A 15,498-nucleotide genomic window follows, 5' to 3' on the forward strand; every position below is an offset into this window, starting at 1 on the left:
CTTTCCTAAGCATCTCTCCTAACATTATCACCATGTCGTCACCCTCAACTGTATTTGTGAAAGGAGTGTCCTATGGACGGTCACTGGATTGGAAATTGGCTATTAATACTCATTCCGCTCGGTTTTTTTCTGGGCGCATTACTGAATGAAAAACGTGCCCGCTGGAAAGCGGCCACCCTTATCAGCTTAAGCGCACTCACTCTGGTGATCGTATTGGGCTTGCTGGAACGTTTCAATGTCGCGCCGGTCGTAACCACCGAAAGCTGGATCACCTATTCGCCGGTCGCCTATATCATGCTCGGCCTTATCAGCTTCATCGCCTTTATCAATATTCGGTATTCCAGCGCTTACATGGCCGGAAATAAAGACGAAGAAAAACGCTACCTACGCTGGCTGATGATCACACTGGGCAGTGTCGCGATGGTCGTCATCAGTAACCACATGCTGTTGATGATGACCGCCTGGATCGCCATCAGCCTGAGCTTGCACCAATTGTTGATTTTCTACCCGGAACGCCAACGAGCCGTGCTGGCCGCCCACAAGAAATACATTTTTGCCCGAGTGGCGGAACTGTGTCTGTTGAGTGCCATCCTGATTCTGCATTACGAGCACAACACCTGGCTCATCACCGACATCCATCGTGCCATCGACTTGAACGGCATCACCCATCTTGATCAAGTCGCCGCCCTGATGGTCGCGTTGGCCGCGCTGGTGAAGTGTGCCCAATTGCCGTTGCACGGCTGGTTGATTCAAGTGGTCGAAGCCCCCACGCCAGTTTCCGCGCTGTTGCACGCCGGCATCATCAACCTGGGTGGTTTCCTATTGATTATCTTCGCGCCTTTGATCGTGGTTTCCGATATCGCTCAATGGGTTCTGCTCGTTGTCGGCGGCATCACCACCGTGCTGGCCGCATTGGTCATGATGACCCGCGCTTCGGTCAAGGTGCGTCTCGCTTGGTCCACCATGTCGCAAATGGGCTTGATGCTGGTCGAATGCGCCTTGGGGTTATTCGAACTGGCCCTGCTGCACTTGGTCGCCCACTCGTGCTACAAAGCTTACGCCTTCCTGAACTCCGGTTCCGAAGTCGAATCCAGCCTCAAGCGCCGCCTGTCACAAGCGGTGCCGCCCAGCCGAGTCGAATGGATTCTGGCTGGGTTGGCCTCACTGGCACTGGTCGCCATCTTAGTCACCTTGTTGGATTTGGAAGGCCCTTACAGCCCATGGTTATTGTTCGCCATTGCCCTGACGCTGCTCATCGCCGAACGTCGAGGACGACTCAACGCCAGCTCCGCCATCAGCATGATCACGCTGGGTGCCATCTTGATTGCCGCTTACAGCTTGCAAAAAGCCGGGGCCCATCTATTCATACCATCCATGACCACCAGCGTCGGCTGGGCCGGTGATGCGTGGATTGGCTTTTTGATTATCCTGTTTATGGCGGGCTACCTGCTGCTGCGCTACCACACCGACAACCCGCTTGTCATCAAAGCGCGTCGTGCCTTTTATGCCGGATTTTATCTCGACGAATGGATTACGCGTCTCAATCTGCGGATCTACCCAACCCGTTTACCGGTTCGATTGAAACCCAAAAAACTTCAGATTCCAAAAGAGGAGTTTTTCCAATGATGGCTGAAAACATGACTCTCCAGGCCACGGCCTTAAGGCCGAGCCTTCCTGACAATCAACGACGTTCCCTGCAAGCGGCTTGCAGCCGTATTGCCCCCACTTGGCCGCTTGACGAGCTGATTGCCGTCAACCCTTGGTGGGAAATGCGTGACGAACACATCACTCAAGTCTCCGCCCGCCTCAGTGCCCTGACACAGGCCAGCTGCGTCATGCCAAAAGCCTATTTTCAAGAAATTTGGATGGAAACCTTGCAACCGCAGCATCTGGAAGCGGCCATCGCCGAGTTCGGCAAAGATTACAGCGTGGAAATCCTGGAGCGCTATTTGCTCAATGAAGACGACCAAACCCACTGGCACAACATCAGTGACTTCGTCGACAGCGGCCCCAACCGTAAATACAAAATGGCCTGGCGGGATGAAATAACCCACCAGATCAGCCAATTCTGCGCGGACTTTTTCCGTCAGAAAGACTTGGGTACCGCATCCTATGCCGACATTTATCAAGGCCTCTACCTCGAATGGCTCAACACCACCCGTCAAGACAAGGGGATTGAAATTCTCATGGCCGAAGACGGCCTAACCAACCTGTTCAACGACCTGCCGGAAAGTGCCGAAGCGCTCTTGGCGGAAGCTATGGTCGGCCTGCGCTTATCGGAAGATGAAGCCGCCGAATACGGTCATGCCCTCTTGCTGGACATCAACGGTTGGGCCTCTTGGGTGGCGTATCTGCGGTGGCAGGACCGTCTGAACGGTCACGACAACGACTTGATGCTGGATCTGCTCGCCATTCGCATGGCCTGGGAGTGGGTCCTTTGGCGCCATCAAAAGCAAACCGACAAAGCCGTTTTCAACGAATTGAAAGTCATGTGGCGCCACCAGATGACCATCGTGCACGACTTGATCCAGAACCATCAAAACTCGCAGGAAAAATCCTGGATTTGGCAACGGGCCGCGGAAATCGCCTATCAATCGACATTGCATCAACAACTGAAATACTCACCCCATGCCGAACAAAGCGACGCCGGAAAAACACCGACGTTACAAGCCGCTTTCTGCATTGACGTACGCTCGGAAATCATTCGGCGTGCGTTGGAAGCACAGGATGCCGGCATAGAAACCCTTGGGTTCGCGGGTTTCTTCGGGCTACCGATTGAATATCATCCCGTTGGCACCGATGTGTCTCGACCACAATTGCCCGGATTATTAAAGTCTGGCATTCAGGTCCGGCCGGCCGTTGGCGAAGAAACCGATGCAAAAACACGCAAGGAACTGAATAAAAAGGCCCGCTGGATCGAATGGGGGCAAGCACCACCGGCCACGTTCAGCATGGTCGAAGCAACCGGCTTAATGTATGCCTTTAAATTGCTACGAAACAGTTTATTTCCGCATGAACATGAGCATCCGATCAACCACTTACCCGCCACCGATGAATTTGAGTTGACGGAAAACGAATCGCCTTTAACGCTTCAAAAGAAGGTTGAATTGGCCGCCGGCATTTTGCATGGATTAGGATTGGATCACAACTTGGCTGAAACGGTGCTGCTGGTTGGACATGGTAGTTCCAGTTGCAACAATCCCCATGCCGCCGGATTGGACTGCGGCGCTTGCGGGGGACAAACCGGCGAAGTCAATGTTAGGGTATTGGCATTTTTGTTGAATGATGAGCAGGTACGGAACGGCTTACAGGAAAAAGGCATCGACATCCCCGTTCAAACCCGTTTTGTGGCCGCCATGCACAATACCACAACCGATGAATTCACCTGTTTTGGCTTAGAAGATACCAACGGCAGAATTGAAAATTGGCTGACGCGCGCGACCGAATTGTCTCGTCAGGAACGTGCCACGCGACTCGGGCTCGACCACTTACATGGTGAAGCCTTGCATCAATCGATTCAACGTCGCGCCAAAGACTGGTCGCAAGTCCGACCGGAGTGGGGCTTATCCAACAACGCCGCCTTTATCGTGGCACCGCGTTGGCGTACTCGTGGCATCAACCTGCAAGGTCGTGCCTTCCTGCACGATTATGAAGCCTCACAGGACCCGGACGCCAGTTTACTGACCCAAATCATGACCGCTCCAATGGTGGTCACCAACTGGATCAACCTACAATACTACGCGTCGGTCTGCGACAACCACACCTATGGCAGCGGCAACAAAGTTCTGCACAATGTGGTGGACGGCTGCATCGGGGTGTTTGAAGGGAATGGCGGAGATTTACGCATCGGTTTGCCAATGCAATCATTGCATGATGGTGAAAAATGGATGCACGAGCCGCTTCGCCTCAGTGTCTACATCGACGCGCCGCGAGCATTCATTGAAAAAGTGACGTCCGAAAATGACGTGGTCCAACAACTCATTGATAACGAATGGCTCTACTGTTTCCGTTGGGACTCTAATGGCAGCGTTGAAAGGTTTATTAAGCACACTTGGCAGGCGCATCATAACTAAAAGAGAGTCATCATGAAAACCACCAGGCCTGATGGTTTTCATCTGAACAGCCCGGCGACGTGGCGAACATATCCCGCTTGCTCAACTGGGATAACCAGGCGGTTAAATGCAAATTGCATTTAAGCATTTTCAGAATCAAAAGGTTTAAAAAACAAATGGCGCAGGAAAACATTAACACCGAAAATGCCCAAATATCGAATATAGGTTCGGCGGCCTTTCGCAAGGAATACGCTTTACAAGACCTGCAAGCTGGCGTGATTACCGCAACCATGGCGATTCCTTTGTCCATCGGCATCGCTTTAATGTCGGATTACCCGATTCAGGTCGGCCTCGCGACGGTGGCATTTGCCTCTTTCATTGGCTTTTTATTTGCCTGGTTTCGCCCAGGAAACTTTATCGGCGCGCCGGGGATTGCCGCAGGTTTAGCACCGATTTTAGCCTTGGGCATTGCCACCTTCGGCATCGAAAACATGGCCTTTATCATTTTTTTAACGGCGACTTTTCAGGCATTGATTTGGAAGTTCAATTGGCAGCGATATTTGCTTATGGCCGTTCCCGGTTACCTGGTTGAAGGTTTATTGGCCGGCATTGGGTTAAAAATTGCCCTGAAATTTCTGCCGTTTTTATGGATGCTACCGGTCGGAGTGGCCGCCAGTGAAGATTTCTGGACGGAATCGCGTATGCAAGTGATTGCGTTATCCGCCGTCGGTGTTTTGTTGTTTTTGGGACTGTTTCAAAAATTTAAGGACACCAAACCGGCATTGCCTTATTTTGCACTGATTGTCTTTGGCATTATGGCCGCCTTCTTTGTGGAGGTAAAAATGCTCAAGGTCGAAGACATTGAGTTTAATATCGGTTTGCCGGTTCCCAACTTTGACAGTGTGTGGCTGTGGCTTTATGCCTTTTTCTTCGCGATGATGCTGGCCGTGGTGGATGTGATTGAGCAAGTGATGAGTAACGCCGCCATTGAAAAAATCGATCCGCTGAAACGCCCCTGTAATTCCAATAATTCACTGCTGTCGATTTGGGTGTCGAATATGGGGGCGTCCTTCTTTGGCGGCATGACGAACCTGGACGGTTTGGCGAAATCGTCTACCAATCGCTTGGCGGGCGCTTACACCAAATTATCGGTGCTGATCATTGGGTTACTGATTACTTTTTTTGTTTTTAATGTGCACCATTTGGATCATCTGCCTTATTTTGCATTGGCGATTATCATGACGTTTGTCGGCATCAAAATGGTGCTGGGGTTACTGCACATTGCCAAACATGGCCCTTATGCTTTGCTGTTGGCCACACTGTGTGGCATTTTGGTTTTTAAAGTCGGCATTTTCGAAGGCTTAATCATTACTCTGGTCATTCATGCACTCATTTATTATGTGATTTTTAAGAAAATTGATTGCCATCCAACCGGCTCGATTCTCCGTCACTATTTCAAAAAATTTAAAGAAGACGATAAAGAATTAAATTGAGAGAGCTTTGCACGAGTAGGACGCGAAGAAAAAATGAGAGAAAATTTGGCTGATTGAGGCGGAAAAGGCAGCTAATAGCTAGCTATTAGCCAGTTTTTCAACAAAAATCAGACGGATTTTAGCCATTTTTACTCGTGTAACTATCTCGTGAAAAGCTCTCATTGAAAAGGAAATTATTATGAAGGATCCTTATCCAATCAGCGGTACGGTGGGAATTGAGTGGGATGGCCAACAAAAAGTCAGTGTCAGCGGTTTCCAATCAAAACAAAAAAACCGTGCGGTCACTCAACGCAATCTAAAAACGCCGGTGGACACCGCCTATGCCAATGAATCTTGCAGTTGTGCGCCATCCTCAGAAAAATTAGCCAAGGAATTATTTCAGCGCTGGAACCAGGCTCTGCTGAGCGAAAATGCCAAGTCGGTCGCCAATTTATATTGGGACGATGCGGTGTTGTTGCCGACAGTATCTAATGTTCCGCGTATCAACCCGGCTGAAATTGAAGATTACTTTAAGCACTTTTTGCAATCCAAGCCGAATGGCACCGTCATATCACGTAATTTAAAACAAGGGTGTAATAAATTGACGGATGCGGGTGTCTACGAATTTGAAGTGGTTAAAGACGGGCAAAAAAGTGTGGTGCCCGCCCGTTACACCTTTGTGTATGAGTTTCGTCATGGCGATTGGAAAATCATCCACCATCATTCTTCGATGATGCCAGAATCTTGATGCTGGATAAGCTCAGATAATGCCACAACTTAAAGAAATGCGACACTTTATTGCGCCTTAATTTGGATAGCACCTTATTGGACGAAGTATCGGCCTGGCTCAAACGACAGCGGTTACAGCAAAATGCCGCTGCTTGGCTTCAAGCTGGGGCGTGCCAGAATCGGCAGGTACAACACCGTCAACCATAAAAAGGCCAGGCTCCAACCCAACTGGCTGGCCTGAATCCACCAAACCGTGTACTCCGGCAACAAGAGCGGAAACGCCACCCGCAATACGGCAGTGGCCGCCAAAATGGCAAACACCCAAACCAAACTTTTCGGCGGTTCAAACACATTCCGATTGGTATGCCCCAACGAAATGCGCGCCATAATGGACGAACACAACAAACCAATGCCCCCCGCCGCCAGCGCATGCAAGGCAATCGATTCACTGACCCATCCCAGGCCGACCAATCCGTACAACACCATCCCGGTTATCATAAACCCATAGGAAACATGCAACGGCCACAATAATAACACCGACCAGATACGCGGATGATACCAGGCCTTAAACCGGACAAAATGCACCCCCGCCAACGGAAACGCGATCAAACTCGTCGCCCAGTGCTGCGGGAAAAACACCGCCGCCACCATCAACGCCAAAAACCCGACCAGCGCCAAGGCATCCAGCCGTTTCGACTGCAGGCTCTCCGGCAAACCTAACGCCTTTTCGGTGAAAAACGGAATCAAACGGCGCATCATCGTCAAGTTAATTGCCAGCACCAGAAACAAGCCGAAAATCACCCCCAGGTGCACGCCGTTATCCAGCCAGTTAAACGCTCCGGCGTAAAACACGCCATTGGCGGCCAACAATAAGGCAAATTTCGAGGCCAGTCCCATTTGCGGCCACAATTTTTGGCGCAACACCGGCCCGATAAACAGCCACAACAATCCAAGGTTAAACAGCAAATCGAACGTCGCCACCCAAATCAACGGCCAATCCAGCAAAAAACCGATTCGCGCCAAGGCCCAACAGGCAAACACCCAAGCCAAACGCCAGCCCGAGGCCGAACTCTCCCGTGACCAGTTCATCACCGCCGTGAGTAAGAAACCCGTTACCGTCGCCAACGCATAACCGAAGACCATTTCATGCGCATGCCAATACATCGACGGAATGCCGGAAAAGGTCGTCATCGCCGCGGGGTATTGCCAAAACCATATCAGCATCGCCACGCCGGTGAACAGACTGCCACCCAGAAAAAATGCGCGGAAAGCGCGATCGAAAAAGAACATACTTGGTTATTCGCGGTGGCGTTGATTGGAAACGGACAATCGGTGCTGTCGCCACAACCAAAGTAAGTACAGCATCACCAGAACGGCAATCATCAAATCCGACACCATGGCGACACTTTCTTTATGACTGAGTCCATGAGGCAGCCGCATCAAGTGCAAGACACCGGCGACCCCCAAATAAAGGGCCCCGGTAAACGCGGCCGTCGGCCGCCAGGAAACCGCCCATATACTCACGATGGCGGCCGTGCCCATCACCAAATTTGCCAAGCCCAACTCTTTGACGATGACATCCGCGGCCACCGGCAAGCTCAGAATCGACGCCGTCATTTCGGGATGAAACACCTGACTCAATCCGGCGGAAAACAAACGTACACCCACCGCCCAAAACACAAACCATTTGAACAGCACGGCCGTATAAGCAAAAGCACTGGTTTGCAGGGTCTGTTGACGACGCTTGCGCGTGAAATAAAATTCAGCATAAACCGATAACACCGGCAATAGAAACATCACCGTGACGATATAGAACAGATAAGATTGCGCCATTGTCTTCTCCTTTGAACACCTTGGCCAGTTATCAGACGGGCGGCTTAGACAGCAAAATGGCCAGGCCTGGCCATTTTAGGATAACGTCGATAACGCTCAATCAACCAAAAAACCGAAAGCCCATTTCAGCAACAGCGTCACCAATAGCAACACCAGCACGCCGGCAAGGTACAAACCAACAAACCAGCGCCAGGACGATTTCGACTTGGCCTCAGTAACCTTCTTCAAAATCTTCCACCTTGCCCGCGAAGATGCGATAACCCCAAAGCGTATAGGCTAATACCAACGGTAAGAAAATCAAGACGCCCGGCAGGGTGAACCACAAGGTGCTTTCCGGCGCGTGCAACTCCCACAAGGTCATCTGATGCGGCAACAGAAACGGAAAGAGCCCGGCCACCAAACCGACAAAGCTCATCACAAACAAGCCCACCGCCAACCAGAAAGGCCGTGCGCCGCACTCATTGCCATCCAGAGTGCGATACAACCAAAAACCGAACACCGCACTCAAGACCGGCATCGGCAACAGATACAAGGCATTCAACCCTTCCAACCAACGGGTGCGTACCCATTCATTGCTGTACAGCATCCACAAACTGACAATGACCAAACTCACGATCATCACCACCACCAAACGACGGCCCAATCGCGCCGCTCGCATCAGCAAATCCCCACGGGTTTTCAACACCAGATAACAGCTTCCCAGCAAAGCATAACCCGCCACCACGGACAGACCGGTAAAGATGGTAAACGGCGTAAACCAATGCAAGACAAACACCTCACCAACCATGTCACCGCCTTGCACCACGGCGCCCAACACCATGCCCTGACACATCGCCGCCAAGGTGGAACCGCCGAAGAAGGCGGCATCCCAAAGGCGTCTGGAACGCACCGACTTAAAACGGTATTCAAACGCCACGCCACGCAGAATCAACCCAAACAGCATCAACACCAATGGCACATACAAAGAAGACAACAGGTGCGCATAGGCCGTCGGAAAGGCCGCAAAAAGCACCACACCGCCAAACACCAACCAGGTTTCATTGCCGTCCCATACGTGCGAAATGGAACGCATCACCGTATCACGCTCACTGTCGCCGTCAAGCCAAGGGTAAAGCACGCCCAACCCCAAATCGAAACCATCCAAAATCACGTACATCAATACGCCGAAGCCCAGCACCAAAAAATAAAATAACGCCAATTCCTGTTCCATTATCGCGCCTCCCCTTCGGTTGGTTTGTCGGCCACCTGCTTCACCAGCGCCTTGGCATATCCGGGCAAATCCGGCGCATTTAACTGCGACTCCAGCGCTTCAAGCGACGGCGCACCTTTGCGCAACAATTTACGCATGAAATACAAATAAGTCAGCAACAAACTGCCGTACAACACCACAAACGTGCTCAAAGACCACAGCACCTTTTCCGCCGGTAACGGCGATGCCACCTCCATGGTGCGCACCAGCCCTTCCACCAACCAGGGTTGTCGGCCGGTTTCGGTCACATACCAGCCCGCCAAGGTCGCAATGGAACCCACCGGCCACATCCAGCGCGCCACCGTCAAAAACGGCTTGTTTTCATACAAACGGTTCTTGCGGCGTAACCACAAGGCCCACAGACTCACAAACAACATCAAGAAACCGATGCCGACCATCACTCGAAACGAAAAAAACACGATCGGCACATAAGGGCGATCTTCCGGCGGCACCGACTTTAAGCCCTGCGCACCGCCATCTAAGCTGTGCGTCAAAATCAGCGACCCCAAATGCGGAACCGCCACTTCGTAATCGTTGCGTTCTTCTTCCATATTCGGCCAGGCAAACAATACCAACGGCAAAGGCTGCTCGTGTTCCGGCCAAATCCCTTCAATCGCCGCCAACTTCACCGGCTGATATTCCTTAACGTTCAAGCCGTGGCCGTCGCCAACAAAAATTTGCAACGGCACTAAGACTAGCGTGCCCCACAACGCCATCGACAAACTTTTCTTCGCCCAAAGCGCTGTTTTATCGCGCAACACATGCCAGGCACTCACCGCAATGATAATGAACGACGCCGTCAGCATCGCCGCCAGCAGCATATGCGCCACGCGGTGCGGCATGGATGGATTGAACACCGCTTCCCACCAATCACTCGCCTGAAAACGCCCGTCCACCAACTCATAACCCGCCGGGGTCTGCATCCAAGAGTTGGCCGACAAAATCCAAAACGCCGACAACCAAGTGCCCAGCATGACGATGACCGTGGCGAAAAAGTGCAATCGCTCGCTGACACGCTGCCAGCCGAACAACATCACGCCGAGAAACCCGGCTTCCAGGAAAAACGCCGTCAGCACTTCATACGCCAGCAGCGGCCCCAGCACCGGGCCGACCTTCTCGGAAAAACCGGAAAAATTGGTGCCGAATTCAAACGATAAAACAATGCCGCTGACCACGCCCATACCGAAGGTCACGGCAAACGGCTTGATCCAGAATTTCGCCAATTGAAAATACACCGGGTTGCGGGTTTTCAGCCACAGGCCTTCCCAAATGGCAATGGCGGTGGCTAAACCGATGGTAATGGAAGGAAAAAGAATGTGAAAGCTCACCGTAAAGGCGAACTGCATACGGGACAAAATCGCGGCATCGAGTTCCATAAGGCATCCTGAAGCTGATTGGAGGAGGTACGCACATTCTAGTACAAAATTACACAGATAGTAAGTGTATAAATTTTATCACTTAACCCCATCAACAACCGGCGCGTACCAACCGGCGGAATACCCGGTTTTCACCAGGCCTGGATATTTTCGGAACTTGACGTCTTGAATCGATTAAGACGCCTTGGCGGCAGCGGTTTCCGTCGGTTCCGCGTCCGTCGCCATGACGCGCAGAATGACAAACAACGACAATACCGTAAACGCCAGCGACACCAACAGAATCGCTTTGTAGCCAACAAACTCGGCAATGTAACCGGCCCCCAGCGCGGAAATGACACACGCCAACGCGGTGGTGGAGTTGAAAATCCCCAACGCCTCACCTTGCGACAGGGAACTGAGTTCCGCACTCCAGGAAGTGCCGCCCACAATCAACGGCGACCAGGACGCCGGAATCAACACAAACGCCAAACCACCGATGAAAAACGCTAAGCCGTGGAAATTGAAATAGGCGAAAAACGCCATCAACCCCACGGCGACCAAGCTCGCCAAGATGCCCGCCAACACCACTTTGCCGTCACCGATTTTTTCGCCCAGCATCCCCGCCGGAGCATACAGAAAAATGCCGATTAACGCGCCCAGCGCATTATAAACGGAGGACACATCCGCATTCATATCAAACACCGAACGCATCAACAGCGGATACAGGTTATACAGCAACCAGTTACCGAGCATAATGAAAAACCAACCGACAATGAACAGCCCGAAGCGCGACGTCAACAAGGCCGGAATCTTCAAAATCGCCTGATGAAAAGACAATTCCAGTTTGCTCAACAGCACCATGGGCGAACGAAACGGCAGATGGCGTTTATGCTCGAATTCACCGCGTAATTTTGGGTCGGCTTTCTGTTTACGCATTGACGGAATCGACGCATACCCCACCAGCATCCCCGGAATCATCAAGGCCGCCGCCAGCAGATACGCCACCGTCGGATCCGAAAACAACAGCGCCGCCGCCGCCAAACCAATCGCCTGCCCGACACCGTACAGCGTTTGCATCACGCCGATGCGTTCGTCCCATTCCGACTTTTCATAGCGTTCGACAATGAAAATCCCCGCCACGGTGTTAGACGCCACCGAACCGAAGCCTTGCAAAAACGCTAGAATCAGCCAATAGGTCGTGTCCTGCACATACGGAAAAAACACCAGCGCCCCGCCCAACAACACAAACCCGGACAAATACAACGGCTTGTGCAGCGCAAAACGGTCACTCAACATGCCCACCAGCGGCCCGAGCAGCTGGCCCACGTAAAAGCTCGCCACCACCAGCCCGGCCGTGGACGCGCCAGCGTGTTGCGATACAATCAACGGCATCAGAATCGGCACAATGCCCAACACCACTATGCCCTGAAAACCGTAACCGTAAAACCACGGCGAACCGAAACGCTTAAAACTTGCCCACTTCATCCAATTGTCCTTTCCATTTGCTGTTTGCCGGATTCAAAGGTGCCATGCAACCACCGTCATCACGGAAGAGAAACACCAAGATAAGCACCCATTCGACAGACACTCACGAGACAGGCCCAAACGGCCAAACCTTTGAACGGCCTTGAAACCGTTTTGAATCGCCCGCTTGTACATCATCATTACACACGGGCGAGATTTGAAAAATTCGTAAAAACATTCTAGCATCTTTACGCAAAAATTAGGCTTCGCCCTCGCAATTGCCGAGTGCAATCTCGCGGGAATGGATTACAATAAGGCTTCGCACAACCAGCCAGACAGTCGGCAAGACATTTCTGAACAATAAAAACGATATGACAACACCCAGACCCATCGGCGTATTCGATTCCGGCATCGGCGGCCTACCGATTGCCCGTCAAATCCGCGCATTGCTCCCCAACGAAAACCTTGTCTATGTCGCCGACACCTTACACACCCCTTACGGCGAAAAAACCGAAGACTATATTCTGCAACGCTCGCTGGCCGTCACCGATTTCCTGCTGGCGCAAAACGTCAAAGCCATTGTCGTGGCCTGCAACACCGCCACCATGGTCAGCATCAAAACCCTACGCGAACGTCACGCCGTGCCGTTTATCGGTGTGGAACCGGGCGTCAAGCCGGCCGCCATTCACACCCAAACCGGGGTCATCGGCGTGCTCGCCACGGAAAAAACCCTCACCAGCGATGCCTTCAACCAACTGGCAAAACGCGTCGCCGGAGACGTGCAGATGGAAATCCAACCCTGCCCAAAACTCGTGCGGCTGGTGGAATCTCTACAACTCAGCGGCCAAGATGCCGTGCAAGCCGTGGAAGATTATGTGCAGCCCTTGCTTGAAAAAGGCGCGGACACCATTATCCTCGGCTGCACCCACTTCGCCCACCTTGCGCCCATCATCGAACAAGTGGCAGGCCTGGGCGTTTCCGTCATCAGCACCGAAACCGCCGTCGCCAAAGAAGTCGCCCGCCGCCTGGAAGCCGAAAACCTACTCTCTCAACCCACCGCACAAACACACCCAACCACCGCTGAATTCTGGAGCAACAGCGATTTACCCCTGTTCCAAAAACAAGTCACCGCACTGTGGGGACATGACGCCGAACACCGCCTGCAAATCAAATCCTTCTAAGCAAATCATTACAAACCCTGACAAAACGTTTGAAATGCCATCTCACCCTTGAAACTCGGTGCTTATTTCCATAGGCTAAATCTTAATCGGAATCACCTGATGCATTTATCCTCCGATTTATTTTTCCCTAGGGAACCTCTGACTGAATCAGTTTGAGATTCTGCGGGATTTAAAGTTCACTTATTCTAGGCGTGGCTCGCCGACCTTAGCCATTCTAAGGTCAAGAGTCACAACAACGAAGAGGTGGGCTTTAACCCCCGCCCGGAGGGGCAACGCCAATTTTCCGACTTCTGCGTTATCATTTCTCGTGGTATCTAGATGGCGCTTCAAAACGATGCCTTAAAGACGAAAAATTGGCGTTGCCAGAATCTAAACTGATTCAGTCAGAGGTTCCAACAATAACAAGGAGTTTACGATGAAAAAACCCATCACACTGATGCTGGCCGCTCTGGCCGGAACCGCCTTTATCAGCACCGGCGCCATGGCCGCCAAAGGGTCCGACAAAGACCCCTACACCGCATCCATGCAAAGCTATGCCAAAGAAAACCCGGCCTTGGCCCAGTCACTGAATGCGTATCAACAATCGCTCAAAAAGGTCATGAAAAAACACCCGGAACTCGACGAAGGGGCTTCCAAATCGGAAAAAGGCGAATAACGCCTTATGAAGCGGCGGTGCAAGTTGCGCCGCTTTTGTAAACCCCTGCTTGCTTTTCTTTCCCGCCCAATAATCAGTCAATAACCAATCAAATAACCAATCAAATAACCAGCCAAATCACACGCTATCAAATCTCAAAAAGAGACCAAACCGGTGGAATGTCGATTTTCTTCAATCCTTTTGCCGCGCCTTTTTCTAACATGACTCCTGACACAACCACAGGAGGTCAACATGACAAAACGAATCGATTACGCCGCCATTTCGCCGGAAGCCATTAAAATCCTGCACCAGCAGGAAAACTACCTGCGCCACCAATTCCAACAAAGCGACACCGTGCCGGTCCGCACCTGGGAATTGGTGAAACTGCGCGTTTCACAAATCAACCAATGCGCGTTCTGCATCGACATGCACAGCAAAGACGCCCTCTCGATGGGCGAAACCGCAGAACGCATTTACGGTCTCAGTGCCTGGCGGGATATGCCGATGTATTCCGACGCCGAACGCGCCGCTTTGGGCTGGGCGGAACGAGTGACTTCGGGCCAGCCAATTGACGAGGAGGCCTACCAACACGCCTTGGATGGTTTCGGGCCACAAAGTCTGGTAGATTTGACCCTAGCGATCAACGCCATCAACAGTTGGAATCGCATTGTGAAAGTCTTCAAACCCGAGGTGGGACGCTATCAACCGCGAAAATAACCTTCACCATTTGCAGGACGGCACCTTTTCCCTGAGGTTGTTCAAACCACAGGGAAAGCTGTCGCCTTATGTGCAAGCCATCTGGTCGCTGACGGTTTCCAAAACCAACCCTTCAGACCTGACAAAATGGTTGCAGGTGGACGCCTGCAGCGGCATTTTGTTCAACCTCACCGAAGCGGTCTATCTAGACGACCACTTCTACTCGGAAAAAGTCATCTTACTGCCCGTCGAAAAACACGCCCACTCCATGACCTGGCCGCCCGGCACACAACTGACCGGCATCCGTTTTCATCCGGGCATCAGCTTCGGCGTCTTCAATGAACATTACGAACAACCTTTCGCCTTGCAAGACTCGGAACTGCCCGCCAATTTACACCAACTCACCCGCCGCATGACCGACTCGCCCAGCCATTTTTCCCGGCTTATCCGCCTGTATCAATGGCTCGACAAAGACCTACCCTTTTCCGACAAAATCGCCCCGGCCTGGCGGCCGGTATTGAACTGGATGCGCCAATCCGAAAGCCCGGCCGACTTACCCATCGGGCAACGCCAAATCGAACGGCAATTCCGCCAGCTGCTCGGCATGACGCCCAAACAATTCCAACGCATCAAACGCATTCAAAGCACCCAAAAAACTTTAAAACAAAACCCCGACATCGACCTCGCCGAGCTCGCCCTAATGCACGGCTTCGCCGACCAAGCCCACATGACTCGCGAATTCAAACAGATTGCCCGAATCACGCCGCAGAAGTATCGGAAGGAAATACACTAGATCGAAAAAAAGAGAAGGAAAATATTAAGCTAGCTTGAAC

14 protein-coding genes are annotated in these 15,498 nt (G+C 52.0%); 8 read left to right on the plus strand and 6 right to left on the minus strand.

The genetic code is table 11. The features are described 5' to 3' along the window. Positions 1-72 precede the first annotated feature (72 nt). From AC0KH7_RS11430 to AC0KH7_RS11445, 4 genes are all read left to right on the plus strand, one after another. Positions 73-1,626, plus strand: a complete 1,554-nt coding sequence (locus AC0KH7_RS11430; protein WP_472373518.1) for an NADH-quinone oxidoreductase subunit L — start codon at positions 73-75, stop codon at positions 1,624-1,626. After that, positions 1,623-4,073 (plus strand): YbcC family protein, encoded by a 2,451-nt coding sequence (locus tag AC0KH7_RS11435; RefSeq protein WP_472373520.1) that lies wholly within the window; start codon positions 1,623-1,625, stop codon positions 4,071-4,073. Before AC0KH7_RS11430 ends, AC0KH7_RS11435 begins: the two co-directional genes overlap by 4 nt. A gap of 155 nt (positions 4,074-4,228) precedes the next feature. Beyond that, a complete protein-coding gene (locus AC0KH7_RS11440; RefSeq protein ID WP_472373522.1) occupies positions 4,229-5,545 on the plus strand; it encodes a SulP family inorganic anion transporter in 1,317 nt (438 codons plus the stop codon). A 178-nt stretch (positions 5,546-5,723) separates the two neighbouring features. Continuing rightward, positions 5,724-6,272 (plus strand): SgcJ/EcaC family oxidoreductase, encoded by a 549-nt coding sequence (locus AC0KH7_RS11445; protein ID WP_472373524.1) that lies wholly within the window; start codon positions 5,724-5,726, stop codon positions 6,270-6,272. 113 nt (positions 6,273-6,385) lie between these two features. Here AC0KH7_RS11445 and AC0KH7_RS11450 read toward each other — a convergent pair whose 3' ends face one another. The 6 genes from AC0KH7_RS11450 to AC0KH7_RS11475 all read right to left on the minus strand — a co-directional run bounded on the left by AC0KH7_RS11450 (position 6,386) and on the right by AC0KH7_RS11475 (position 12,175). Next, positions 6,386-7,543 (minus strand): NnrS family protein, encoded by a 1,158-nt coding sequence (locus AC0KH7_RS11450; protein ID WP_472373526.1) that lies wholly within the window; start codon positions 7,541-7,543, stop codon positions 6,386-6,388. Between the two features lie 6 nt (positions 7,544-7,549). Further along, positions 7,550-8,086, minus strand: a complete 537-nt coding sequence (locus AC0KH7_RS11455; protein ID WP_472373528.1) for a DUF6790 family protein — start codon at positions 8,084-8,086, stop codon at positions 7,550-7,552. 96 nt (positions 8,087-8,182) lie between these two features. Continuing rightward, on the minus strand, positions 8,183-8,314 hold the full coding sequence (locus AC0KH7_RS11460) for a hypothetical protein (RefSeq protein ID WP_472373530.1): 132 nt from the start codon (positions 8,312-8,314) through the stop codon (positions 8,183-8,185). Beyond that, positions 8,298-9,296 carry a cytochrome d ubiquinol oxidase subunit II gene (gene cydB, locus AC0KH7_RS11465; RefSeq protein WP_472373532.1) on the minus strand — a complete coding sequence of 333 codons (999 nt, stop codon included), beginning with the start codon at positions 9,294-9,296 and terminating at the stop codon, positions 8,298-8,300. The genes AC0KH7_RS11460 and cydB overlap by 17 nt, the downstream gene beginning before the upstream one ends. Further along, entirely contained in the window at positions 9,296-10,711 is a 1,416-nt protein-coding gene (locus tag AC0KH7_RS11470; protein ID WP_472373534.1) for a cytochrome ubiquinol oxidase subunit I, read from the minus strand. The genes cydB and AC0KH7_RS11470 overlap by 1 nt, the downstream gene beginning before the upstream one ends. A 174-nt stretch (positions 10,712-10,885) precedes the next feature. Further along, positions 10,886-12,175 (minus strand): MFS transporter, encoded by a 1,290-nt coding sequence (locus tag AC0KH7_RS11475; RefSeq protein ID WP_472373536.1) that lies wholly within the window; start codon positions 12,173-12,175, stop codon positions 10,886-10,888. Positions 12,176-12,525: 350 nt separating this feature from the next. On the opposite strand from AC0KH7_RS11475, the gene murI reads away from it, so the two are divergent. The 4 genes from murI to AC0KH7_RS11495 all read left to right on the plus strand — a co-directional run bounded on the left by murI (position 12,526) and on the right by AC0KH7_RS11495 (position 15,458). Beyond that, positions 12,526-13,335 carry a glutamate racemase gene (gene murI, locus AC0KH7_RS11480; protein ID WP_472373538.1) on the plus strand — a complete coding sequence of 270 codons (810 nt, stop codon included), beginning with the start codon at positions 12,526-12,528 and terminating at the stop codon, positions 13,333-13,335. Positions 13,336-13,750: 415 nt separating this feature from the next. After that, on the plus strand, positions 13,751-13,990 hold the full coding sequence (locus tag AC0KH7_RS11485; RefSeq protein WP_472373540.1) for a hypothetical protein: 240 nt from the start codon (positions 13,751-13,753) through the stop codon (positions 13,988-13,990). Positions 13,991-14,221: 231 nt separating this feature from the next. Further along, positions 14,222-14,686, plus strand: a complete 465-nt coding sequence (locus AC0KH7_RS11490) for a carboxymuconolactone decarboxylase family protein (protein WP_472373542.1) — start codon at positions 14,222-14,224, stop codon at positions 14,684-14,686. 37 nt (positions 14,687-14,723) lie between these two features. After that, positions 14,724-15,458, plus strand: coding sequence for an AraC family transcriptional regulator (locus AC0KH7_RS11495; RefSeq protein WP_472373544.1), 735 nt, complete (start codon positions 14,724-14,726; stop codon positions 15,456-15,458). Positions 15,459-15,498 lie beyond the last annotated feature (40 nt).

The organism is Hydrogenovibrio sp., from assembly GCF_965140365.1.
Lineage (GTDB): Bacteria > Pseudomonadota > Gammaproteobacteria > Thiomicrospirales > Thiomicrospiraceae > Hydrogenovibrio.